This is a genomic window from Kitasatospora sp. NPDC018619 (assembly GCF_044391605.1).
Taxonomy (GTDB): domain Bacteria; phylum Actinomycetota; class Actinomycetes; order Streptomycetales; family Streptomycetaceae; genus Kitasatospora.
The window spans coordinates 1-21,616 of sequence record NZ_JBISAI010000008.1; the positions used below are offsets into that span (position 1 = coordinate 1).

General features: G+C 76.0%; 19 protein-coding genes. 11 read left to right on the plus strand and 8 right to left on the minus strand.

The window, feature by feature from the left end; translation table 11 throughout:
* Positions 1-307: 307 nt before the first annotated feature.
* Positions 308-2,062, plus strand: coding sequence for a carbohydrate-binding module family 20 domain-containing protein (locus ACH5AR_RS14260; protein WP_396301955.1), 1,755 nt, complete (start codon positions 308-310; stop codon positions 2,060-2,062).
* A 96-nt stretch (positions 2,063-2,158) separates the two neighbouring features.
* Here the strand turns inward: ACH5AR_RS14260 and ACH5AR_RS14265 are convergent, their stop codons facing one another.
* Positions 2,159-2,977, minus strand: coding sequence for an SDR family oxidoreductase (locus ACH5AR_RS14265; RefSeq protein WP_396301679.1), 819 nt, complete (start codon positions 2,975-2,977; stop codon positions 2,159-2,161).
* A gap of 386 nt (positions 2,978-3,363) precedes the next feature.
* Here ACH5AR_RS14265 and ACH5AR_RS14270 point away from each other — a divergent pair, with 386 nt between their 5' ends.
* The 3 genes from ACH5AR_RS14270 to ACH5AR_RS14280 all read left to right on the plus strand — a co-directional run bounded on the left by ACH5AR_RS14270 (position 3,364) and on the right by ACH5AR_RS14280 (position 6,232).
* The gene (locus ACH5AR_RS14270) at positions 3,364-4,416 is read left to right on the plus strand and encodes an alpha/beta hydrolase (RefSeq protein ID WP_396301680.1); all 1,053 of its coding nucleotides are present in this window, start codon (positions 3,364-3,366) and stop codon (positions 4,414-4,416) included.
* A gap of 277 nt (positions 4,417-4,693) precedes the next feature.
* On the plus strand, positions 4,694-5,554 hold the full coding sequence (locus tag ACH5AR_RS14275; protein WP_396301681.1) for a hemerythrin domain-containing protein: 861 nt from the start codon (positions 4,694-4,696) through the stop codon (positions 5,552-5,554).
* 237 nt (positions 5,555-5,791) lie between these two features.
* Entirely contained in the window at positions 5,792-6,232 is a 441-nt protein-coding gene (locus ACH5AR_RS14280) for a hypothetical protein (RefSeq protein WP_396301682.1), read from the plus strand.
* On the opposite strand, the gene ACH5AR_RS14285 is transcribed toward ACH5AR_RS14280, so the two are convergent.
* The 4 genes from ACH5AR_RS14285 to ACH5AR_RS14300 all read right to left on the minus strand — a co-directional run bounded on the left by ACH5AR_RS14285 (position 6,213) and on the right by ACH5AR_RS14300 (position 8,632).
* Positions 6,213-6,800 (minus strand): DUF6891 domain-containing protein, encoded by a 588-nt coding sequence (locus tag ACH5AR_RS14285; RefSeq protein WP_396301683.1) that lies wholly within the window; start codon positions 6,798-6,800, stop codon positions 6,213-6,215. The genes ACH5AR_RS14280 and ACH5AR_RS14285 overlap by 20 nt on opposite strands.
* Before the next feature lie 89 nt (positions 6,801-6,889).
* Complete coding sequence (locus tag ACH5AR_RS14290; protein WP_396301684.1) at positions 6,890-7,267, minus strand: nuclear transport factor 2 family protein; 378 nt, start codon at positions 7,265-7,267, stop codon at positions 6,890-6,892.
* A gap of 117 nt (positions 7,268-7,384) precedes the next feature.
* Complete coding sequence (locus ACH5AR_RS14295) at positions 7,385-7,948, minus strand: FHA domain-containing protein (protein ID WP_396301685.1); 564 nt, start codon at positions 7,946-7,948, stop codon at positions 7,385-7,387.
* Positions 7,949-8,083: 135 nt separating this feature from the next.
* Positions 8,084-8,632 carry a DUF1697 domain-containing protein gene (locus ACH5AR_RS14300; protein WP_396301686.1) on the minus strand — a complete coding sequence of 183 codons (549 nt, stop codon included), beginning with the start codon at positions 8,630-8,632 and terminating at the stop codon, positions 8,084-8,086.
* Between the two features lie 110 nt (positions 8,633-8,742).
* Here ACH5AR_RS14300 and ACH5AR_RS14305 point away from each other — a divergent pair, with 110 nt between their 5' ends.
* Positions 8,743-9,213 (plus strand): pyridoxamine 5'-phosphate oxidase family protein, encoded by a 471-nt coding sequence (locus tag ACH5AR_RS14305; protein ID WP_396301687.1) that lies wholly within the window; start codon positions 8,743-8,745, stop codon positions 9,211-9,213.
* 61 nt (positions 9,214-9,274) lie between these two features.
* Here the strand turns inward: ACH5AR_RS14305 and ACH5AR_RS14310 are convergent, their stop codons facing one another.
* Complete coding sequence (locus ACH5AR_RS14310; RefSeq protein WP_396301688.1) at positions 9,275-9,631, minus strand: arsenate reductase family protein; 357 nt, start codon at positions 9,629-9,631, stop codon at positions 9,275-9,277.
* A gap of 163 nt (positions 9,632-9,794) precedes the next feature.
* On the opposite strand from ACH5AR_RS14310, the gene ACH5AR_RS14315 reads away from it, so the two are divergent.
* Positions 9,795-11,012, plus strand: coding sequence for a cytochrome P450 (locus ACH5AR_RS14315; RefSeq protein ID WP_396301689.1), 1,218 nt, complete (start codon positions 9,795-9,797; stop codon positions 11,010-11,012).
* 157 nt (positions 11,013-11,169) lie between these two features.
* Positions 11,170-12,267 carry a PP2C family protein-serine/threonine phosphatase gene (locus ACH5AR_RS14320; RefSeq protein WP_396301690.1) on the plus strand — a complete coding sequence of 366 codons (1,098 nt, stop codon included), beginning with the start codon at positions 11,170-11,172 and terminating at the stop codon, positions 12,265-12,267.
* On the opposite strand, the gene ACH5AR_RS14325 is transcribed toward ACH5AR_RS14320, so the two are convergent.
* On the minus strand, positions 12,248-12,529 hold the full coding sequence (locus tag ACH5AR_RS14325; protein ID WP_396301691.1) for a hypothetical protein: 282 nt from the start codon (positions 12,527-12,529) through the stop codon (positions 12,248-12,250). The two genes, ACH5AR_RS14320 and ACH5AR_RS14325, sit on opposite strands and share 20 nt — an antisense overlap.
* Before the next feature lie 676 nt (positions 12,530-13,205).
* Here ACH5AR_RS14325 and ACH5AR_RS14330 point away from each other — a divergent pair.
* From ACH5AR_RS14330 to ACH5AR_RS14340, 3 genes are read left to right on the plus strand one after another with little or no spacing between them, the layout of a single operon-like run.
* On the plus strand, positions 13,206-14,555 hold the full coding sequence (locus ACH5AR_RS14330) for a diacylglycerol/lipid kinase family protein (RefSeq protein ID WP_396301956.1): 1,350 nt from the start codon (positions 13,206-13,208) through the stop codon (positions 14,553-14,555).
* Positions 14,548-15,150 (plus strand): phosphatase PAP2 family protein, encoded by a 603-nt coding sequence (locus ACH5AR_RS14335; RefSeq protein ID WP_396301692.1) that lies wholly within the window; start codon positions 14,548-14,550, stop codon positions 15,148-15,150. Before ACH5AR_RS14330 ends, ACH5AR_RS14335 begins: the two co-directional genes overlap by 8 nt.
* Positions 15,147-15,836 carry a DUF1345 domain-containing protein gene (locus ACH5AR_RS14340; RefSeq protein ID WP_396301693.1) on the plus strand — a complete coding sequence of 230 codons (690 nt, stop codon included), beginning with the start codon at positions 15,147-15,149 and terminating at the stop codon, positions 15,834-15,836. The genes ACH5AR_RS14335 and ACH5AR_RS14340 overlap by 4 nt, the downstream gene beginning before the upstream one ends.
* Before the next feature lie 280 nt (positions 15,837-16,116).
* Here ACH5AR_RS14340 and ACH5AR_RS14345 read toward each other — a convergent pair whose 3' ends face one another.
* Positions 16,117-20,721 (minus strand): HAD-IC family P-type ATPase, encoded by a 4,605-nt coding sequence (locus ACH5AR_RS14345; RefSeq protein ID WP_396301694.1) that lies wholly within the window; start codon positions 20,719-20,721, stop codon positions 16,117-16,119.
* Between ACH5AR_RS14345 and ACH5AR_RS14350 the strand changes: the two genes are divergently transcribed.
* Positions 20,700-21,107: a hypothetical protein gene (locus ACH5AR_RS14350; protein WP_396301695.1), complete on the plus strand. Its 408-nt coding sequence runs from the start codon at positions 20,700-20,702 to the stop codon at positions 21,105-21,107. The genes ACH5AR_RS14345 and ACH5AR_RS14350 overlap by 22 nt on opposite strands.
* Positions 21,108-21,616: the final 509 nt, after the last annotated feature.

The following is a 21,616-nucleotide window of genomic DNA, read 5'->3' on the forward strand; positions in this document are numbered from 1 at the left end:
GTGAAGTTCGCCGGGACCGAGGACGCCTCGCTCCAGACCAGCTTCGTGATCGACGACACCTCCGTCCAGACCGGCTGAGCCCGGCCGGCTCCCGCTGAGGGGCCGGTGAACCAGGACAGGTGAGGGGCCCGGCGGCTACGGCCGCCGGGCCCTTGTCGTGCTCTCTCTTGACGGCCCCCGCGGGTGGCCCTAGGTTCGGCGCTGCAAGTTTCCGGCAAGTTGCTGAAACTTCCTGCAGACTTCACCTCCGGCTGCCCCACCCCAGCCACCCCCAGGAGACGACGTGGTCACCACCGCCCCCGCCCGCCTGCCCGCGCCCGCCCGTCGGTCCGGCCCCACCCGCACCCGGCGGCCCGCCCGTTCGGCCGGTGCGCTCGCCGCTTCGGCGGCGCTCGCGCTCTCGCTCGGCACCTTCCTCGGCGCCCCCGCCGCCCAGGCCTCCCCGCCCGCCGACAACGGGAAGGACGTCACCGCCACCCTCTTCGAGTGGCGCTTCGACTCCGTCGCCCAGGCCTGCACCTCCACCCTCGGGCCCAAGGGCTACGGCTTCGTGGAGGTCTCCCCGCCGCAGGAGCACATCCAGGGCCCGCAGTGGTGGACCTCCTACCAGCCGGTCAGCTACCGGATCGCCGGACGGCTCGGCGACCGGACGTCCTTCCGGAACATGGTCACCGCCTGCCACGCGGCCGGGGTCAAGGTGATCGCCGACGCGGTCGTCAACCACATGTCGGCCGGCTCGGGCACCGGCACCGGCGGCACCGCGTACACCAAGTACGACTACCCCGGCACGTACCAGACCCAGGACTTCCACGGCTGCCGGCAGCCGATCACCAACTACCAGGACCGCGCCGACGTCCAGAACTGCGAGCTGGAGAGCCTCTCCGACCTGGACACCGGCAGCGCGTACGTCCGGAGCACCATCGCGCACTACCTGGACGACCTGGCCTCGCTCGGCGTCGACGGCTACCGGATCGACGCCGCCAAGCACATCGCCGCCGCCGACCTCGCCGCGATCAGGGCCAGGACGGCCGACCCCGGGGCGTACTGGGTCCAGGAGGTCATCTACGGCGCCGGCGAGCCGATCCAGCCCACCGAGTACACCGGCACCGGCGACCTGGACGAGTTCCGGGTCGGCACCGACCTCAAGCGGGTGTTCACCACCGGCAAGCTCGCCGACCTCAGCGGCTGGGGCGCCTCCTGGGGGTACCTGCCGAGCGGCCAGGCGCGCACCTTCGTCGACAACTGGGACACCGAGCGCAACGGCTCGACCCTCAACGCGGGCTACGGCAACACCTACACGCTCGCCAACGTCTTCCTGCTGGCCTCCCCGTACGGCGCCCCCAACGTCTACTCCGGCTACTCCTTCACCAACAAGGACGACGGCCCGCCGAACGGCGGCACCGTCAACGCCTGCTACCAGGACGGGTGGAACTGCACCCACGCCTGGCGGCAGATCGCCAACATGGTCGGCTTCCGCACCGCGGTGGCGGGCACCGGGGTGACCGACTGGTGGTCCGACGGCGGCAACGCGATCGCCTTCGGCCGCGGCAACCGGGGCTACCTGGCGATCAACCATGAGAGCGGCGCGATCACCCGGACCTTCCAGACCGGGCTGCCCGCCGGCACCTACTGCGACGTCCAGCACGGGGACCCGCAGGCCGGCGGCGGCTGCACCGGCCCGACGTACCAGGTCGGCGCGAACGGGCAGTTCACCGCGACGGTCGGCGCGGGCGACGCGGTCGCGCTGTACGTCCGGCCCGGTACGGCCGTCTCCGGCGCCTCCTTCAACGTCAACGCGACCACCTCGCCCGGGCAGGACGTCTACGTGGTCGGCGACGCGGCGGCGCTCGGCGGCTGGGACCCGGCGAAGGCGCTGCCGCTCTCCTCGGCGGGCTACCCGGTCTGGTCGCTGGCGCTGTCGCTGCCGGCCGGCACGTCCTTCCAGTACAAGTACGTGCGCAAGGACGCGAGCGGCGCGGTGACCTGGGAGTCCGGCGCCAACCGGACGGCGACGGTGCCCTCGGGCGGGGTGGTCGCACTCAACGACACCTGGCGGCCGTGAGGCGCGGGCAGGCGGGCCGTGCCGGATCCCCGTCGGGCGTGCCGACGGGGACCCGGCCGGTTGCGCGGGGGCGCCGCCGGGGGCGTGGCCGGGCGGTCAGCCCCGTCCGATGTAGGGCATGGCGGTCGCCAGCACGGTGGCGAACTGCACGTTGGCCTCCAGCGGCAGCCCGGCCATGTGCCGTACGGTGCGCGCCACGTCGGCCACGTCCATGGTCGGCTCGGCGGCGATCCGGCCGTCCGCCTGCCGCACGCCCGCGCCCATCGCCGCCGTCATGTCGGTCGCCGCGTTGCCGATGTCGATCTGCCCGCAGGCGATCCGGTACGGGCGGCCGTCCAGCGACAGGGACCTGGTCAGGCCGGTCACGGCGTGCTTGGTCGCGGTGTAGGCGATCGAGTGCGGGCGCGGGACGTGCGCGGAGACGGAGCCGTTGTTGATGATGCGGCCGCCCTGCGGATCCTGGGCCTTCATCTGCCGGAACGCGGCCCGGGCGCACAGGAAGGCGCCGGTCAGGTTGAGGTCGACCACGGCCCGCCAGTCCTCGACCGCCAGCTCGTCCACCGGGACGGCCGGGCCGAAGGCACCGGCGTTGTTGAACAGCAGGTCCACCCGGCCGTGGCGCCCGACGGCCGCGGCGAACAGCGCGTCCACCGCGGCCGGGTCGGTGACGTCGGTGGGCACCGCGTCGGCCGGGGCGGCGCAGAGCCGGGCGGTCTCCCGCAGCGGCCCGGGCCGGCGGCCGGCCAGTACCGTCCGCCAGCCGGCCGCGGCCAGCTCGACCGCCACGGCCCGGCCGACGCCGCTGCCGGCTCCGGTGACCACGGCGATCCGCGGGCCGGTGGCCTGCCGGTCGGTGGCGTGCTGGTCGTTGGCGTGCTGGTCGTTGGCGTGCTGGTCGGGGGTCTGCTGGGTCATGGCGCCCTCCTCGATGGCTGTTCCCGGTCGGCCCCGAAGATCGTCGCGGATCCGCGGGCCGCCGTCACCGGTCGAAGCCACCACAATCCGGACGCCTCGGCCGGCCCCCGGCGCTCACCCCCGCCGACCGGCCCCCGCCGACCGGCGGGCCCGGTGGAGGCTTTTACCCGATCGCGAACAAACATTGGATTTCCGGTGGCCACCGCGCAACCGGGCCGCCCCGGCCCTCGTCATAAGATCGCAGGAAGGCGCACCCCGGTGCGGGGTAGCGCGCCGTCATTCCGGGGGCCCCGTCCATGCCGTGCCCCCGGTCCTGTCCGGCCCCACCGGGGGGCCGCCGCCCGGTCAGAAGGACCGGGCGCGAGATCGGTCGGAGAGTCCTCACCGTGCTTAGGCAGTCGTCCCGTTCCCGCGCCGTCCTGTCCGGCGCCGCCGTGCTCGCCCTGGCCGCCTCGCTCGCGGCCTGCGGGAGTTCCGGCGGTGGGAAGGGGGGCGCCACGGCGAGCGCCACCACGGCGGGCAGCAGCCCCGCGGGCAGCCCGAGCGCCACGGGTGCCACCCCCGGGACGACCGGCAGCGCGACCCCGGCCGCCGCCGGCAAGGTGCTGATGCCCACCGGGCCCGCCGCCGCCCTCAGCAAGTCGCGGGACACCGCCGCCGGCCCGATCATGATGACCAAGGTGACCGGCGCGAAGTCCGGCGTCACCGGCCAGGTCTGGGTCTGGCTCCCGCCCGAGTACAACGACCCCAAGTACGCCAGGACGGGCTTCCCCGTGCTCACCCTGTTCGCGGGCGGCCAGAGCAACGGCTACAACACCTGGACCGACAACCAGCTGCCGATCCAGGAGGAGAACGAGCGGCTGGTCAAGGAGGGCAAGTCCCACCCGTTCATCATGATCATGCCGGTGCAGAACTTCAACGGCGACGAGAAGAACGCGCTGGACTGCTCCGACATCCCGGGCCAGCCCAAGATGGCGACCTGGATGGCCGAGGACATCCCGGACTTCGTCCGCGCCAACTTCCGCACCCTGAAGGGCCGCGACGGCTGGGGCGTGATGGGCGCCTCCACCGGCGGCTTCTGCAGCGCCAAGCTCGCCCTCCAGTACCCGCAGGTCTACAAGGCCGCGGTGCCGATCGACGGCTACTTCATCCCGGACTCGGGGCTGTGGAAGGGCCACGACGCCGAGCGGGCCGCCAACAACCCGGACGTGCTGGTCACCCAGGGCAAGGCGGACGTGAGCATGCTGGTCACCGCGGGCGGCGCCAACCCGTACGAGACCAAGGTGGTCAAGTCCTGGGTGGAGAAGGCGGTGCCGCCGGTGAGCCTCCAGTACCACGAGCAGCCCGGCGGCAAGCACCTCACCTCGGACTTCAAGAAGATGATCCCGGACACCCTGGTGTGGCTCACCGCCCACCTGGCGGGGCCGGCGGCGGACTGAGGCCCGCGGGGAACCGGCACCGCCGTCCTGCCCCCGCCCCACTTCTGCCACCGTCGCCGGTGCCCGGACGCGTTCGCGCTCCCGGCGCCGGCGGCGCCGTTTCCGGGCGGGTTCGGGCGGGGCTCGGGGCGCCGTCGGGCCCCGTCGTTCGCAAGCCCGTGACCTGCGCGTCAATCGGACATTGATTCCCTTCTGATCGACTGCGAGCACCTTGGCTGGGGGCGGTCCTCCACCGGCCGCCGCCACCCGCCGTGCCCCAAGCCGTGAAGAGAGTCCGATGCCGATCCATCTGGTGCCCCAGCCCCTCCCCACCGTGCCCGCGCAGGGCCAGCCCGGAGCCGACCCGCTGGGCGCGGACGCGTACGGCCGGGCCGCGGACGACGAGCCGGCCACCCTCCGGTTCGCCGGGCTGCGCCTGGTGCACGCCGCGCTGCGCCGGGACCTCGCCCGGCTGCCCACCGCGCTGCGGCTGCTCCAGCCCGGCGAGGACCACCAGGGCGAGGCGCTGCTGCGGCACTGGAACTTCGTCACCGCGATGCTCACCTGCCACCACGAGCAGCAGGACAGCCGGCTCTGGCCGATCGTGCGCCGCTTCGCGCCCGAGCTGCGGCTGCTGCTCAACTGGCTGGAGGACGACCACCACAACCTGGACCACTCCTTCACCCGGGTCACCACGCTGGTGCGGATCGCCAGCCGGGACACCGGCAGCGCCTGGCCGGTCGCCTACGCGGTGGAGGACCTGGCGGCCCGGCTGGAGACCCACCTGCGGATCGAGGAGCGGCAACTGCTGCCCCGGATGGAGCGGGTGGTCGCCGAGGGCTCCCGGCTCGGCGGGCTCGGCGAGCTGCTGGACCTGCTGCGGCTGGCCGAGGGGCCGGGCCTGGCGGACGCGCTGGCCTGGCTGCTGGAGGGCGTGGAGCCGGCGCTGGTCGAGCGGCTGCTGGCCGAGTGCGACGACGACGTGGCCCGCAACTGGCCGCACTGGCACGCGACCTACCAGCGCTGCACCTCGCCGCTGTGGGGCCCGGTGGACGGCCCGGCCGAGGACACCGCCTTCGGCCCCGGCGCGGGGCTCGGCACCGGCTCCGGCACCGGCCCCGGTTTCGGTGGGCTCGGCCTGGGGGGCGTCGCCGACTGAGGGGCGGCCTTTTCGCGGGCGTTGATCTACGCGCGTGGCATACGCCTCCGGCACGGGCCTCCGGCATATGACGGCAGCTTCCGATGGCTGGGGCGCCGCGCCAACTCACCGTTCCCCCTAGGGGATTCGAACCAGCGCTCTCGGGGGCGACAGCCCCTGCGGCTCCGGGCCGGACCAGGGGAGGCGTCACGCCGGCGGTCGATGGCGGGCCGCGCCCGCCGCCCTACCGTCGACGGCATGACCACAGCGCGCAGCACCTCCCACCCGTACCGCACCCGCCATCGCCCGCGGTTCCGGCGCGGCCCCGCCCTCCTGGCCGCCGGCGCCGTCCTGGTGCTCGGCGCCGGGCTGACCGCCTGCGAGGGCGGCGTGGCCCTCTGCCTGGACGACTACAAGTGCACCGTCGGGATCAAGACCGACGGGGCCGACGGCACCAAGACCGTCAAGGTCTTCGGCGGCGACAACCCGATGACGATGACCGTCGGCGGGATCACCGACGACTCGGCCGAGGTGACCATCGGCGACAGCCGCAGGACGGCCGCCAAGGGCACCGAGACCTCCGTCGGGGGAGTGAGGGTCACCCTGCGCAAGGCGAACAGGGGCGACCACTACGCCGAGGTGCACGTCGAGCGGGCCCGCCCGGCCCCGCCGCCCGGGGCTACTGCGGCAGGCGGTTGAGCCACTCCAGCGGGGCGACCCGGATCGTCGTGTGCGGCGAGCCGTCCCACTGCGCGTCGAGCCCGACCGCCTCCAGCGCGGCGACCACCGCCCGACCGACCTCCACCGTCCGGCGCTCCGAGACCTCGCCCGCCTCCTCCCCGGCGCGGAACCCGCCGTAGCGCAGCATCAGCCCCCGCCCGGCGGCCGCCGCCTCGGTGTCCTGCCGGTGGAAGAAGACGAAGCCGACGGAGTCCTCCCCGGCCTCGCCGCCGATCTCCGCGTAGCCGCAGCCCGCGCAGCAGGTGAAGTCCATCGCCGCGACGATGCCCTGCTCCTCCAGCGCGTCGAAGGCGTCCGCCAGCAGGTCCACGTCGGTCGTCTCCGGCCAGGAAGCCTGCTCGGCCAGCCGCGCCGTCCACAGCGGAGCGACGATCCGCTCCGCCTCCTCCTGCGCCAGTCCCTGGTCGTCGAAGGCCTCGACCAGGGACTCGGCTATCTCGTCCGGCTCCTGGAAGCCGCACCGGATCAACCCGCGTGCCAGCTCCTGGGCCGCGTGCAGCACGTCGGGGGTGGTCTGCTCGGTCATGGCGGCATCCTCGCACCCGCCACCGACACTCCCGGACGGCGGCAGGAGGCCGGCTCCGGGGGCGGGGCAGGCTCCGGGGCGGGGCCGACTCAGGGGGCGGCCGGCTCCATCTCCCCCGCGAAGACGATGAGCTGGTCGATGAGGCTCCGTCGCAGGTGAACGACGTCCGTCCCGGTCAGGTGGGGGCCTCCGTCCGGCATGGTGAAGGCCCACTGGTACCGGGCCCACTCGTCGGGCATGTCCACCGCCGAGCAGCGCTCCATCGTGCCGGTCCCCGCGGGGTGGTGCCGGATGTCCAGCACGAACCGCTCGACCGCCGCGATCCCCTCGCTGCGGCCGAGCGGCCCCCAGAAGACCACGTCCGAGGTCAGGGCCCGGGAGAGCAGGGCAGTCACATAGCTGTCGTCCGAGGCGTTGAACGCGGAGATGAACGTGTCGATCGCGGAGCGTGCCGTCTCTTCCTGCATGCTCCAGTCATACCAGCCGTTGCCCGTGCGCTCGTCCCGCGAGCCGCCTTCCGGTCACCGTGCGCCATCCCCGGCGCAGCACCGGGCCCGGCCCGATCGGTCCGGGCCCGCACCCGGTCAGAACGCGGCCAGCCTGAACTCCAGGTTCCCGAACCGCACCTGGTCGCCGGGCCGGACCGGCACGCCGCCCGCGATCCGGCGCCCGTTCACGTGGGTGCCGTTGGTCGAGCCGAGGTCGTACAGCACCCAGCCGTCCCGCTCGTGCCGCAGCTCGGCGTGGTTCCGGGACACCGAGGCGTCGTGCAGCCGCAGCCCCGAGCCGGGCAGCCGGCCGATCGTCAGCTGCCGCACCCCGCCCTGCGGCAGGCTCAGGCCCGGCAGCCGCTCCGTGCGCCAGGCCCGGCCCAGCCGGTCGCCGAACGCGGAGATCCGCCCGACCGTCCGTAGCACGAAGCGCTCGACCGGCCCGCCGGTCGGCAGCCCGGCCACCGCCGCGTCCAACTCGCCGCGGCTGGTGGCCCGCAGGACGACGTCCATCCGGCCGAGGAAGGTCTCGTGCGAGAGCCGCCCGCTGCCCGCGCCGTCCCGCAGCATCCCCAGGGCCCGCTCCCGCTCGGCGTCGGAGGGCCGGAGTGCGCCGGCCGGCCCGGCCGCGCCGGTCGGCAACTCAGGAGGCGTCATGGCCGAATTGTCGGCGCGGCCGGCTCCGGCTGTCCAGGCCGTGCGGCGCGCGGGTGCGGGGTTCGTACGTCACGGCAGTCCAGACGCCCCGCCCGGCCGGGCGGTTCCGCGCCCTCGGGGCGTGCGGACGGGCCGTCAGCTCCTGCGGGCGGCGGCCAGGATCTTCTCCGTGGTGTGCAGGAACCGCGAGGTGACCGCGCCCCGGTAGGCCTTGCCGAACAGGTCCTTGGTGACCCACTTGCCGTCCTGGAGGCGGACCACGACGTAGGCCGCCCCCCGGTCGGCGCCGAGCACCTCGACGTCGCCCTTCGGTGAGCGGTAGGGGAGGGCGAGCGCGGCCGGCAGCGGCTCGGAGAGGAAGGCGACGACCAGCCGGACGTCCGGCGTCACCTCGACGCCCCGGAACGGCTCGGCGGCCAGCAGCGCGGCCACCTCGTCCACCGTGCGCAGCAGCACCGGCACCCGGTAGCCGAGCGCCTGCTCCAGGTGCTCCTCGATCCGCCCGGTCAGCGCCGCGCGGTCCGGCTCGGCGGTGGTGAAGAAGACGTTGCCGCTCTGGATGTAGGAGCGGACGTTCCCCAGCCCGAGCTCGCCGAAGAGCTCCCGCAGCCGCTCCATCCGCACCGTCCGGCCGCCGACGTTGACGGCGCGCAGGAAGGCGATGTACGTGGTCGTGGTCGTCACCCCGCCAGTGTGGCACCGGCCACCGACAACGGCCCGGAGACCGGTCCGCGACCGGGCCCGCGGCCCTGGGCCGCACGGCGGTTGTCGGTGCCGGGTGCCAGACTGGCGCCATGGCTACCTGGCAGGATTTCGAGCACGAGGCCCCCGACCTGGCGCCGCTGGTCCGGGCCCGGTTCGAGGCGAACAAGCACCACGTCCTGGCGACGCTGCGCAGGGACGGATCGCCCCGGGTGAGCGGGACGGAGGTCGAGTTCGTCGGGGCCGACCTGTGGATCGGGTCGATGCACGGCGCGGTCAAGGCCCGCGACCTGCAGCGCGACGCCCGCTTCGCGCTGCACGCGCACCCGGGGGACGAGACCATGGCGGGCGGGGACTCCAAGGTCTCCGGGCGGGCGGTGGAGGTCACCGACGAGACCGAACTCGCCGCCTTCGCCGGGGACCTTCCCGAGCCGCCGCCCGGCCCGTTCCACGCCTTCCGGCTGGAGCTCGACCAGGTGGTGCACACCACCGTGGAGGGCGGCCACCTGCTGGTGTCCAACTGGCACCCGGGCGGGCCGGTCGAGCGGATCCAGGTCCACTGACCGGCCCGGGCCCGCCCGGGCGGCCGGGGTGCCCATCGAGGCCGCCCGGGCCGCGCCGGCCCTACGGCAGAACGGACTTGACGGCCTCGGGGGTGCGGGCCACCACGGCGTGCCCGTCGTCCGCGGTGATGATCGGGCGCTGGATCAGGATCGGGTGCTCGGCGAGCGCCGCGATCCAGCGGTCCCGCGAGCCCTCCTCCCGGGGCCAGTCCTTCATCCCCAGGTCCTTCGCGACCTGCTCGTCGGTGCGGGTGATGTCCCACGGCTCCAGGCCCAGGCGCTCCAGCACCCGCACCAGTTCGGCGGCGGTCGGCGGCTCCTCCAGGTAGCGCCGCACGGTGTACTCGACTCCGGCGGCGTCCAGCTCACCGAGCGCGGTCCGGCACTTGCTGCACCGCGGGTTGATCCAGATCTCCATGCCCGCCACCCTACCGAGCCGCCGGTTCCCGCCGCGGCACCCGCCGCGCCCGGATGTCCCCGCCGCGGCACCTGCCGCGCCCGGACCGGTCCGTACGGGAACTCCGCCGCCCCCACCGGCGGTTGACCGGACAGGAAGCACGGTCTCGGGAGGGGAGCCCCGGATGGACGGCGCGGCGATCATCGAACAGCTGATGACCACGGAGGTCAGGACCGATCCGTACCCGCTGTACGCGCGGGCCCGGGAGCTGGGCCCGGTGGTCCCGGCCGGCGAGGGCATGTTCGTGGCGAGCGGCTACGCGGCGGTCAACCGGGTGCTGCGCACGCCCGCCTTCGGCGTCGCGACCGCCGAGATGATGGCCGGCCTGGCCCCCGAGTACACCGAGCACTCCTCGCTCGCGCTGTTCGGCCGCTCGATCCTCCAGCGCAACGCCCCGGACCAGCCCAGGGTCCGTTCGCTGATCGCCTCGGTGTTCACCGCCCGCCGGGTCGCCGCGCTGCGCCCGGCCGTGGAGGCGGCGGTCGGCCGGCTGCTGGACGGGATGGCCGAGCAGGGCGCCGACGGCTCGCCGGTGGACTTCATGGACGCCTTCGCCTTCCGGCTGCCCGTCGGGGTGATCTGCGAGCTGCTCGGCGTCCCCGAGCAGGACCGCTACCGCTTCCGGGACCTCGCCTCCGACCTGACCGTCGCGCTGGAGATCATCCAGGACCTGGACGAACTGGCCGCCGCCGACGCGGCAGCCGACGAGCTGGCCGGGTACTTCACCGAGCTGGCCGCCGAGCGCCTGGCCCGCCCCCAGGACGACCTGGTCACCGACCTGGCCCGGATCGCCGCCGCCGACGACGAGCGGCTCTCCGCCCGGGAGCTGCTGGCCAACCTGGTGCTGCTGCTGGTGGCCGGCTTCGAGACCACCACCAACCTGCTCGGCAACGGCCTGGCCCTGCTGTTCCGCCACCCCGAGGCGGCCGCCGGGCTGCGCAGCGGCGCGGTCACCCCGGCCGGCTTCACCGACGAGGTGCTGCGCTTCGACTCCCCGGTGCAGGCCACCGGGCGGGTCGCGCTGGAGGAGGGCCTGTCCGTCGAGGGCCTGCCGGTCCCGGCCGGCCACGCGGTGACCCTGCTGATCGGCTCGGCCAACCACGACCCGGCCCGGTACGAGCGCCCCGAGCTGTTCGACCCGACCCGCACCGACAGCCAGCCGCTCAGCTTCGGCGGCGGCACCCACTTCTGCCTGGGCTCCCAACTGGCCCGGCTGGAGGCCGAGGTCGCGGTGCCCGCCCTGCTCGACCGCTTCCCCCGGCTCGCCCCGGGCGGCGTCCCGACCCGGCGCGACCGCCTGGTGCTGCGCGGCTACGAGACCCTGCCGGTGACCGTCCGCTGACGCTGCGCCCCCGGGGCCGGGGGACTGGCTCCTCCGGCCCCGGGAGCCGGGACGTTCGGCCGTTCGTGGCAGGGCCGTCCGTGGGAGAGCATGGAGGGACCAAACCGGCTATTTCGGACTGATCGCCCGGAACGGCCGCCTGCCGGGAGGTCCCGCCGTGTCCACCTCACCCCGCCCGCCGCGCCCCGCGGCGCCGGAGCCCGGGGTTCCGCGGTGGGTGCCCTGGCTGCCGGTGCTCCTGCTGGTGCTGGACCTGGTCGCCGAGGCCGTCGTCCCGGACGCCGTCGCGGCCGGCTTCCTGCTGACCGCGCTGCCCGTGGTGGCCGCGTTCAGCTACGGCCCGGTGCTGACCGCCGTCACCACGGTCGGCTCACTGGGCTTCCAGCTCGCCCTCGCCCTGCGCGCCGGCCACGTCGACGAGCAGCACCACGTCTGGGTCTACATCGCCACCCTGCTCTCCGGCGTCATGGGCACCGCGCTGTCCTGGCAGCGCACCCGGCAGAACCGCCACCTGCTCCAGGCCCGGACGGTCGCCGAGACCCTCCAGCGCACCGTGCTGCGCCCGGTGCCCGAGCGGGCCGGCGGGCTGCGGGTGGCCGGCCTCTACCGCCCGGCCCGGGCCGACACCCTGGTCGGCGGGGACCTGTACGAGGTCTGCGAGACCCGCTTCGGCGTGCGGGTGCTGCTCGGCGACGTCCGGGGCAAGGGCCTGGGCGCGGTCCGCACCGTCGCGGACGTGCTCGGCGCCTTCCGGGCGGCCTCGCACGACACCCCCGGGCTGGTCGACCTCGCCGACCAGCTGGACCGCGCGGTGCTGCGCGACGCCGCCGACCGCGGCGACGACGAACTGTTCGTCACCGCCGTCCTGCTCCAGTACCGGCCCGGCTCGGACTGCGTGGAGATCGTCAACCGCGGCCACACCACCCCGCTGCTCCTCGGCGGCGCGGGCATCGCCCCGGTCTCCTGCGCCGAGGAGCTCCCGCTCGGCCTCGGCCACCTCGGCCCCGCCGACGAGCGCAGCAAGGCCGTCGCGGTGGCGCTGCCCCCGGGCCACACCCTCCTGCTCTACACCGACGGCGTCAGCGAGGCCCGCGACAGCACCGGCGCCTTCTACCCGCTGGCCCCGCGCCTCGCCGCCCTCGGCACCACCGCCCCCGAGCGGGTGGTCTCCTTCCTCGCCCAGGACGTCCACCGGTACGCCGGCCCGCTCGCCGACGACCTCGCCGTCCTCGCGCTCACCCCGGACGCCCGGTAGCCCCGTCCCACTCCCAGAGGTTCGCGAACAGCCCGGCCTGCTCCCGGGCGTCGTCCAGCGCGTGGTGGGTGTGCGGCAGGCCGGGCAGCAGCTCCGGCGGCGTCGACCGCTTCCCGATGCCGGCGAACGGCACCCCGGCGCGGGCCGCGTACAGCCTCTTCACGGCCAGGCAGCCGGAGTGCCCGAACGGGCCGGAGCCGGTGAACCGCATGAGGCACCAGGAGAGGAACTGCCAGTCGTACCCGCCGGGGTAGCCCACCATCACCGGCCGGTACCGCCGCCCGTCCGGGCCGCCGCGCACCCCCCTCCACCCAGCGGCCGAACTCCCGCACCGCCGCCGCGGGATCGGCCCCGTCCGTCTCCGGGGCCGCGCGGTCCAGCCCGGACACCGCCGGCGCCTCCGGGAGGTACTCGGCGCTGATCGGCCGCAGTTCCCGGTAGAACGCCGCCGCGCCCGGCCCCGGCCGCCGGAACCCCTCCCGGTCGTGCCACCCGGCGACCACCGCGCCGAAGCTCACCATCGAGTACGGGCCGGGGATCGGCCCGTCCGCCTCCCCGTCCACCGACACGTCCACCGTCGGCGTGGTCGTCGTGCTGCTGCCCATGCGGTCCGTCCAAGCGGGCCGACGGGGCCGGGCGGGCGGTTTGCGGGCCGCTGTTCGTCTGCCCGTCCGTCTGCCCGCGGGATCGGCCCCGTCCGTCCGCCCGCCCGGCGCCGTCCCGTCATCCGGACGGCCCTGCCGGGGATGCCTCCGGCGGCGGGAGTGCGCAGGCTGCTGGCAACGACCGCGCCCGGCCGGGCCCAGGGGACGCGGCGCGGGGACGGCGTGGCGCGGGAGGACGAGATCGACGGGACACGGACGGCTGACGCCCGCGCGGGCTCCGGCGCGCCGCTGCTCGCGCGCTGCGCCCTGCTGACGGCGGCCGGCGCCGCCGGGATGCTGCTGGTCGCGCTGGGGGAGCGCGGGCTGACGGTGCTCCTGGCGGGGCTGCTCGGGCTGGTCGTCTGGGCGGCCGGCGTCTGGTGGTTCCTGGCCTACCGCGGCGCGGTCCGGGTCTTCGGGCTGCTCGTCGCCCTCGCGGCGCCGGTCGGGCTGCTGGTGGTCTTCGCCCACCACCAGCTGTGGCTGACGGCCCTGGTCATCGTCGCGTGCTGGGGCGCCGCGCTGGCCTTCGCCCGCGCGGCGCTGCGCCGGGCCGCCCCGGTCCCGCCGATGCGGGCGACCCCGGTGCCCCGACGGCAGCGGCCGTTCCTGATCATGAACCCCGCGTCCGGCGGCGGGAAGGTCGGCCGCTTCGGGCTGGTCGAGCGGGCCGAGGAGCTCGGCGCCCGGGTGGCCCTGCTCGACCCCGGGGCGCCCGCCGACGTCGCCGCGCTGGCCCGCGAGGCCGCGGCCGGGGGAGCGGACCTGCTCGGCGTGGCGGGCGGCGACGGCACCCAGGCCCTGGTCGCGGCCGTCGCCGCCGAGCAGGGCCTGCCGTTCCTGGTGATCCCCGCCGGCACCCGCAACCACTTCGCGCTGGACCTCGGCCTCGACCGCGCCGACCCGGCCCGCGCGCTGGAGGCGCTGACCGACGGCGAGGAGCTGCGGGTCGACCTCGGCGAGGTGGCCGGCCGGGCCTTCGTCAACACCGTCTCCTTCGGCGTGTACGCCGACGTCGTGCAGCAGCCCGGGTACCGCGACGACAAGACCGGCACCGCCCTGCGCCTGCTGCCGGAGCTGCTGGTCGGCGAGGGCGTGCGGCGGGTCGACGCCCGGGTCGACACCGCCCTGCTCAGCGGGCAGCAGGCCGTGCTGGTCAGCAACAACCCGTACGGCTCGGCCGACGACCTCGGCCTCGGCGGCCGCCGCCCGCGGCTCGACGGCGGCCGGCTCGGGGTGCTGGCCATCCGGGTGGAGGGCCCGGCGGAGGCCGCCGACCTGGTGGTGCGCGGCACCCGGTCCACCGGGCTGGCCGAGCTGACGGCACGGCGGGCCGAGGTGACCGCCGCCGAGGAGGAGATCCCGGTGGCGGTCGACGGCGAGGCGCTGCGGATGCCGGTACCGGTGGTGTGCACGCTGCACCCGCGGGCCCTGCGGGTCCTGGTGCCGCGCGACCGTCCGGGCGTCCCCGCCCCCACGCCGCCCGTGGACTGGCGCCGGCTGGCCGCCCTCGCCTTCGGCCGCACCGACCGCGACTCCCCGCCGGCCGCGGACCCGGGCCCCGACCCGAGCAACGACCGGGGCTCCGACCCGAGCACCGACCCGAGCACCGACCAAACCACGGAGGGGCCGACCCGTGACTGACCCGACCCACCAGCCCGCCCCGTCCGCGGACTGCGCCGTCGAGGCGGTGCTCACCGACCTGCGGGCGGTGGACGGCGCCGTCTACGCGGCCGTCGCCGCGACCCCCACGCCGGCCCTGGACACCGCGCTGCGCCGGCTCTCCCGGGCCGCCGACCACTCGAAGCTCTCGCTGGCCGTCGCCGCCCTCCTCGCCGTGCGGCCCGGCCGCCCCCGGCAGGCCGCGGTGGCCGGGGTCGGCGCGGTGGCCCTGGCCTCGGTGACGGCGAACCTGGTCGGCAAGCGGCTGGTCCGCCGCGCCCGGCCCGACCGGGAAGTGGCCCGGGTGGTGGTCGGGCGCCAGGTGCGGATGCCGGCGTCGGCCTCCTTCCCGTCCGGGCACACCGCCTCGGCGACGGCCTTCGCCACCACCGTCGGCGTGCTGCTGCCGCCGCTCGCGGTGCCGCTCGGCGCCCTCGCGGCCGCGGTCGGCTACTCCCGCATCCACACCGGGGTGCACTACCCGGGCGACGTCGCGGCCGGCGCGCTGCTGGGCTTCGCGGCCGCGGTGGTCTCCCTGGCCGTCGTCCGCGGCGCGCCGTCGAGCCCCCCGGCGTGAGCGCCAGCCCGGGAAGCGACCGGTGGCTCGCGGAACGCCCCCGTTCCGCCGCGAGCCTGCTGATCGCCACGGGCACGGCCCTGCTGCTGTCCGTCCTGGACGACGGCTGGTGGCGGGTCTCGGGCGCGGACGTGGGCGTCCTGGTGCTGCTCGCCTACCTCCTGCCGTACTTCGCGATCACCGCGCTGGTCTTCTCCACCGCCCCCGCCGAGCGGGTGCGCACCTGGGCCCGGCGCACGGAGCGCGGCACGCTGCTCCAGCGCTACGTGCTCGGAACGGCCCCCTGCCCGGGCGTCTCGATCGTCATCGCGGCCGCCGCCATGGCCGTCGCGATGGTCTGGCGCCCCGGCCACCTGGGCTCCGACCTCGCCCCGGTGCCCCGCGCGCTGGTCGCCCTCGCCCTGGTCGTGCTCGCCTGGGCCTGCGTGGCGGTCTGCTTCGCGGTCGCCTTCCAGGCCGACAACCTGGTGGAGGACGAACGGGCCCTGGAGTTCCCCGGCGGCCACCCCCCGACCTGGCTCGACTACCTGTACTTCGCCGTCTCCCTGATGACCACCTTCGGGACCACCGACGTCATGGTGCTCTCCCGGGAGATGCGCCGCACGGTGGCCGCCAACTCCCTCATCGCCTTCGTCTTCAACACCGTCACCGTCGCGAGCCTCGTCTCCGCCCTGAACGGCCTCTGACCCCGCTCGGCACCGCGCCGTATCCGTCGTGCCCGTCGCCCCGCAGCGACCCGGACGTCCGGCGGCCGGCGGGAGGACCGGCGCCGCGTCCCCGGTGCGGACGCCCGGGCCGCTGAGCTGGTACGGGTGCGGTGGCGCTGATCCGGCTGGTCGCCCACCGGCTGACGCCGGCGCTGACCTTCACCGCGACGGGGGTGCCGTCGGCGGCCCCGGTCAGGGAGGTGGCCGGGCTGTGCGGGCGCTGCCCGCCGTCGAGTGCGGTGACGGTGTGCAGGGCGCCCTACGCGCCCAGGCGTGCTCCGAGCGTAGCCAGGTGCCGGTCGAGCGTCGGCATCGCGCGCGGCGCCCACGCGGCGACGGCGATCGCGACGGCGACTCCGGTCCAGGCCACCGGGCCCAGCGGCGTGCAGCCGAAGAACTGGCTGACGAGGGGCGTCTCGACCAGGCCGACCAGTACGGCGGCCGAGCCGAGGACGGTCACCAGCACCAGCGGACTGCGCCGCCGCCCCGCCAGGGTCTGCGCGAGCTGGGCGCCGACCACTCCGCACAGCGCCATCGTGCCGGTCCGCCGTGCGGAGCCGGGGGTGACCGTGCCGATCAGCCAGGCCGTCGTCGCGCCCAGCGTGGTGACCACGCCCCGGTGGCGGATCTGCCGGGTCAGCGGCTCGCCGAGCGCCGCCAGGCCGACGGGCACGCTGTCCGCCAGGGCGGACTCGCCGTCCGGCCGCTCGCCGTCCGGCCGCTCGCCGTCCGGCCGGTCGCCGACGGCCTCGTCCCGGGGAGTGACCGAGACCGCCATGGCCGGGAACATGTCCGTCAGCAGGTTGACCAGCAGGATCTGCCTGGTGGACAACGGCGAGGAGCCGGAGAGCAGGGTGCCGAGCACCGAGAAGCCGATCTCGCCGGCGTTGCCGCCGATCAGCACGCTGATCGCGTCCGCCACGCTGCGCCACAGCGCGCGGCCCTCGGCGACGGCGGCGACGAGCATCGACAGGTCGTCACTGGTGATCACCAGGTCGGCCGCGTTGCGGGCCGCCGCCGAGCCGCGCGCGGCGATGCCGATGCCGACGTCGGCGGCACGGATGGCCGCGGCGTCGTTCGCGCCGTCCCCGACCATGGCCACCACCCGCCCGGTCGCCTGGAGGGCCTCCACCACGTGCAGCTTCTGTTCGGGCGCGACCCTGGCCACCACGCCGGCCCCGCGCAGGGTACGGGCCCGCCCGGCCCGGTCCTGGGCGGCCAGTTCGTCACCCGTGACCACCACGACGTCCTCCGGCCAGCCGAGCCGGACGGCGAGGGCCCGGGCCGTCTGCGGGTGGTCGCCGGTGAGCATGACGGGCCGCACGCCGGCCGCGCGCAGGTCGGCCACCAGCGGCGCGGAACTGGGGCGCGGGGTGTCGGCGAGCCCGACGAACCCGAGGAGCTCCATGCCCGCCGGGGGCCGGCCCAGTACCTCGGCCGGCTCCTCGCCGGGCGTCAGCCGCTCCCGGGCCACCGCCAGCACCCGCAGGCCGTCCGCCGCCAGGCTCTGCGCGGCGGCGCCGGCCCGGTCGTCGGCCTCGCAGGCCCGCAGAACCGTCTCCGGTGCGCCCTTCACCACCCGGAAGCGTGCGCCGCCCGCGTCGGTCGCGACGGCGGCCGCGTACCCCCGGCTGGCCTCGAACGGCTGGACCGCGACGGGTGTCCAGGGTGACCCGGGCGGGGCCGCGGCGAGGATCGCCTCGTCGGTGGAGTGCGCGTGGATGCCCGCCTCCGCCTCCGGGGTCCGGCAGCTCAGCGCGGCGGCCTGGAGCACCGGGGCCGCGTCGGCGGCGTCGGCCGCGTGTCCGACGCCGTCGGCGGTGGCGATCCGGTCCACGTGCAGCCGGTTCTCCGTCAAGGTGCCGGTCTTGTCGAAGCAGACGGTGTCCGTCCGGCCGAGCGCCTCCAGCGCGCGGGGAGTGCGGACCAGGATGCCGAGCCGGCCGAGCCGGCGGGTCGCGGCCAGCTGTGCGACGGTCGCCACCAGCGGCAGGCCCTCGGGGACGGCGGCCACCGCGACCGCCAGCCCGCCGCGGACCGCCTGCCGTACGGGCCGGCCGCGCAGCAGCGACAGGCCGGTCACGGCGGCACCGCCCAGCAGGGTGAACGGCAGCATCCGGCTGGTCAGTTCGTGCAGCCGCGCCTGTACGCCGGGGGCCTGCTGGGCGTGCGAGGCCAGATGCGCCGCCCGACCCGCCTCGGTCTCCTCGCCCGTGCCGGCCACCACCGCGCGGCCGTGTCCCGCGACCACCGTGGTGCCCGCGAAGACCATGCAGCGGCGCTCGGCCACGGGAGCCCGCGGCGTGGCGGCCACCTGTTTGGCGGTCGGCAGCGACTCGCCGGTCAGCGAGGACTCGTCGACCTCCAGGTCCTCGGCTTCCAGCAGCCGGGCGTCGGCCGGCACCACGTCACCGGTGTAGAGCTCGATCACCTCACCCGGCGACAGCCGCCCGGCCTCCACCGTCCGGGCCTTCCCGGACTCCACGTCGACCACCCGCCGGGCCTGTTGACGCTCTCCCAGCTTCAGGCCGGCGAGCGCGCGCTCGGCCCGCAGCCGCTGCACGCCGCCGACCAGCGCGTTCACGGCCATCGCGCCGACCACCAGCAGGGCGTCCACGGTGGAGCCCAGCAGTGCCGAAGCCACCGCCCCGACGAGCAGCAGCGGGGTGATCGGGTCACGCAGTTCGGCGCGCACCGCCGCCAGCAGACGGACCGTCAGGCGCGCCGGGGTGAACACGGGCAGCCGTACGACCCGGTCCGCCGTCGCGCGCAGGCCCGGGGGCACGGCCGGCTCGCGCGCCCGGGCGGTGGCGCGCAGGCGCGTCAGCGCCTCCTGCGGCAGCAGGGCGTGCCAGGGCACCCGCGGCAGTGGACGCGGCGCGCGACCGGCGCTCACGCCGAGGGCGGCCCGCCAGCCCGAGACGAGCGCGGCGGCAGCGGCGGCGTTGACCGGGCTGATCCGGAAGCCGGGCGGGAAGGTGAGGAGTCTCGAACGCGCGCCCCTCGTCACCACCATCAGCCCGGCGAGCGCCGCGCCCGCCTCGGCGAAGACCTTGGAGTGCTCCCCGACCGCGCGCGCGGCCGGGATCGCCGCCAGCAGCCGCCACGCGCCGGTCAGGCCGCGCAGCAGCAGGATGTCCGCACCCCACACGACCGCACTCCGGTCGTCGGTGAGCGAGACGGCGATGTCGCTGCGCAGCAGGCCGGCGAGCACCTCGTGGGCGGCCCCGTCCGGCCCCTGCCGCGTCGCGGCGTCACCGCACGGGACATGGGCCACCGTCAGCACCACCCGGCCGTCGCGCTGGAGTTGTCGGACCACCTCGGCCAACGGCCGCTCCGCGCCCACGAGTTCGTCCGCCAGTGCGGCGAAGTCGCCCAGTGTCCCGTCGTCCTGGACCACGACGTGGAGCCCGGCCCGGCGGGCCGCGTCCAGGGCGGCCTCGGCCAGCGGGTCGATCTCCCAGCCGACCAGCACGGTGCCGACGTCCCTGCCGGCCGAGGAGGCGATCATCAGGCCGGTGTCGCAGTCGCGCTGGTCCGGCACCGGGCGCAGGTCCAACTCCGCTTCCTCGCCGGTGGGTTGGCGGTCGGTCGGCCGGGCGCCCGGCTCCAGCGCCGCGGTCGCCGCCTGCCACAGCCGGTCGTGCTCCCAGTCGGTCACGTTCGGGTTGACGTCCAGGACCGTGCGCCGGGTGCCGCGCAGCGCCTGCGGGTGCAGGACCACGGTGTCGACGAGTTCCAGCTGGCGCAGCCGGTCGAGGTTGCGCACCAGGACGCCTTCGCGGGCCAGTTCCGTGCCGAGGGCCGCGGTGAAGGCGGCCGGGCCGTAGCGGGCGGCCTTCGGGTTCCCGGCCAGCAGGGCCTCGGAGACCTCGTGGGCGTCGTGCGTGAACAGGAGCGTTCCGGCAGCGCCGAGGAGCGTTCCGGTGACGGCCTGGTCCCGGTACTCCTCGCCCGGGCAGCGGTGCACGGGCGGGCGGGCGACCTGGCTGCCGGCCAGGCTCAGCCGCTCCGGTGCGCAGAGCGTGTCGTGGGCGGCGTCGAAGGCCGCCGCCCGGGCGACGGCCTCGGTCAGACGGGCCACCCGCAGCGCGGCGTCCAGCGCGAGGGCGGTCGGCGACTGCCCGATGCCCGCGGCGGCGGCGTTGACACCGGCCAGCACCAGGTCGGTGGCCGAGCGACCCAGGCGGCGCCGCAGGACCGCCCGTACCCGCGGGTCCTCGCGCAGCAGCGTGACGCCGGCGGTGACGAGGTGCGGAGGCCCCTTCAACCGGACCGCGCGCGCGGCCACCGCGGTGGCGATGCCCGCCGCGTCGCACGCGACGGCGAGCGCCCCGGAGCGGACACCCCCGGGGTGGCCGGGATGGACCGGTTCCAGGACGTCCTCGTCAGGGCGTTCCAGCTGTTGTGCGGTGGCCAGTTCCGTCGCCCGGTCCACCACCCGGTCGGTGACCGCGTCCTGGGCCGTCTGCACGACCAGGCGGGCCAGCCCGCCGTCCCAGTAGGCGGCGAGCACGTCCGGCCGCTTGGCCAGTCCGGCCGCCACCCTCCTCGCCGCTGCCTCCACGTTCCGGACGGTGGCACCCGGAGCGGGCCGCAGCGGCAGCTGCACCCGGGATCCGGCGTGCCAGTAGGCGCGCGCGGGCGTCACCGCGTTCACCCCGACCCGCCCCACCCGCACCGCGGCGGACGACACCGCCGCCGCCCCGCGCGCCGAGGTGCGCACCCCCGCCCCGGCAGCCTCGACCGCCCCGCGTACCGCGGCGCCCGCCGAGGGGAGGACCCGGCGGGCGCCCCGGACGGGTACCCCCACCGCGAGGTCAAGCCCCGCCGCGGGCAACCGTGCGACCAGCCGCAGGAGCATCTCTCACCTCACGCACCTCACGGGGCCGTCCCGCCTACCGGCTCGCCGAGGCCGCGGTCCGGCTCGGGGATGTCCTGGCCGTCGTCTTCTTCGCCGCGCGGGGCTTCGCCGCCGTGTTCTTCGTCGTGGTGTTCCTCGTCGCGCGGGGCTTCGCCGTCGAGTTCTTCGGCGTACGGGGCTTCGCCGCCGCCGTGCGCTCCGCCGACGGCGCCGCCGTCCCGGAACGCCGAGCCGGTGCCGCCGTACCGCCCTCGGCCGTCGGAGCGTCGGCGTGGGCCGCGCTCGTCCCCGGGCGCGACTGGGTCAGCCACACGACGGCGGCGCCAGCGGCCGCCACCGGCCACTCGACCACGCCCGCGGCTCCCAGCAGACCGGCGCCGGCGTAGGCCGCGATCCGGCGCGAGCGCGGCGAGACCACCCCCACCGCGCCCAGGACGCCGTCGAAAGCCCCTCTGACCTGGGCAGCACCAGGCACCTGGCTGACGGTCGCCATGACCGTGTCCACCGGACGCAGCAACTTCTCCGCAGCCGAGGCGGACGTCGAGGGTGTGCGCTTGGTCGTCACCATGAGCCGTCTCACCTCCTTCTTCTTCGCGTACCCCGTCTTTCCTCGCATACCCGGCAATCCCGGCGGGAATCGCCTCCGGCTCCCACCGGCGCCCCCGGGCCGCGACTGCGAAACGCCCCTGGGGCGCGCGGGCGTCCGCCGCGCCCCCTCGGGGGCGGCGCGGCGGACCCGAACGGGTGAACCGCGAAGCGGACCGGGAGGAGCACCGGGCCGCCCGCCCCGGTGCGGGCGGGACGCGGCGAACTCCCCCTCCGCCGTGCAGCGCCCGGGGCGCCGCCGCCCTGCCGACCCGTGGTCACGGCGGGTGAAGGCGGCCGTCACTCCGGT

What these genes read in the sequence shown, in the direction of transcription:
- ACH5AR_RS14315 (WP_396301689.1), top strand. Translation starts at nt 9,795, where the DNA reads ATGGACGGCGCGGCGATCATCGAACAGCTGATGACCACGGAGGTCAGG.
- ACH5AR_RS14285 (WP_396301683.1), bottom strand. Translation starts at nt 6,800, where the DNA reads ATGACCGAGCAGACCACCCCCGACGTGCTGCACGCGGCCCAGGAGCTG.
- ACH5AR_RS14275 (WP_396301681.1), top strand. Translation starts at nt 4,694, where the DNA reads ATGCCGATCCATCTGGTGCCCCAGCCCCTCCCCACCGTGCCCGCGCAG.
- ACH5AR_RS14295 (WP_396301685.1), bottom strand. Translation starts at nt 7,948, where the DNA reads ATGACGCCTCCTGAGTTGCCGACCGGCGCGGCCGGGCCGGCCGGCGCA.
- ACH5AR_RS14265 (WP_396301679.1), bottom strand. Translation starts at nt 2,977, where the DNA reads ATGACCCAGCAGACCCCCGACCAGCACGCCAACGACCAGCACGCCAAC.
- ACH5AR_RS14290 (WP_396301684.1), bottom strand. Translation starts at nt 7,267, where the DNA reads ATGCAGGAAGAGACGGCACGCTCCGCGATCGACACGTTCATCTCCGCG.
- ACH5AR_RS14305 (WP_396301687.1), top strand. Translation starts at nt 8,743, where the DNA reads ATGGCTACCTGGCAGGATTTCGAGCACGAGGCCCCCGACCTGGCGCCG.
- ACH5AR_RS14325 (WP_396301691.1), bottom strand. Translation starts at nt 12,529, where the DNA reads ATGGTGGGCTACCCCGGCGGGTACGACTGGCAGTTCCTCTCCTGGTGC.
- ACH5AR_RS14310 (WP_396301688.1), bottom strand. Translation starts at nt 9,631, where the DNA reads ATGGAGATCTGGATCAACCCGCGGTGCAGCAAGTGCCGGACCGCGCTC.
- ACH5AR_RS14330 (WP_396301956.1), top strand. Translation starts at nt 13,206, where the DNA reads ATGCTGCTGGTCGCGCTGGGGGAGCGCGGGCTGACGGTGCTCCTGGCG.
- ACH5AR_RS14345 (WP_396301694.1), bottom strand. Translation starts at nt 20,721, where the DNA reads ATGCTCCTGCGGCTGGTCGCACGGTTGCCCGCGGCGGGGCTTGACCTC.
- ACH5AR_RS14280 (WP_396301682.1), top strand. Translation starts at nt 5,792, where the DNA reads ATGACCACAGCGCGCAGCACCTCCCACCCGTACCGCACCCGCCATCGC.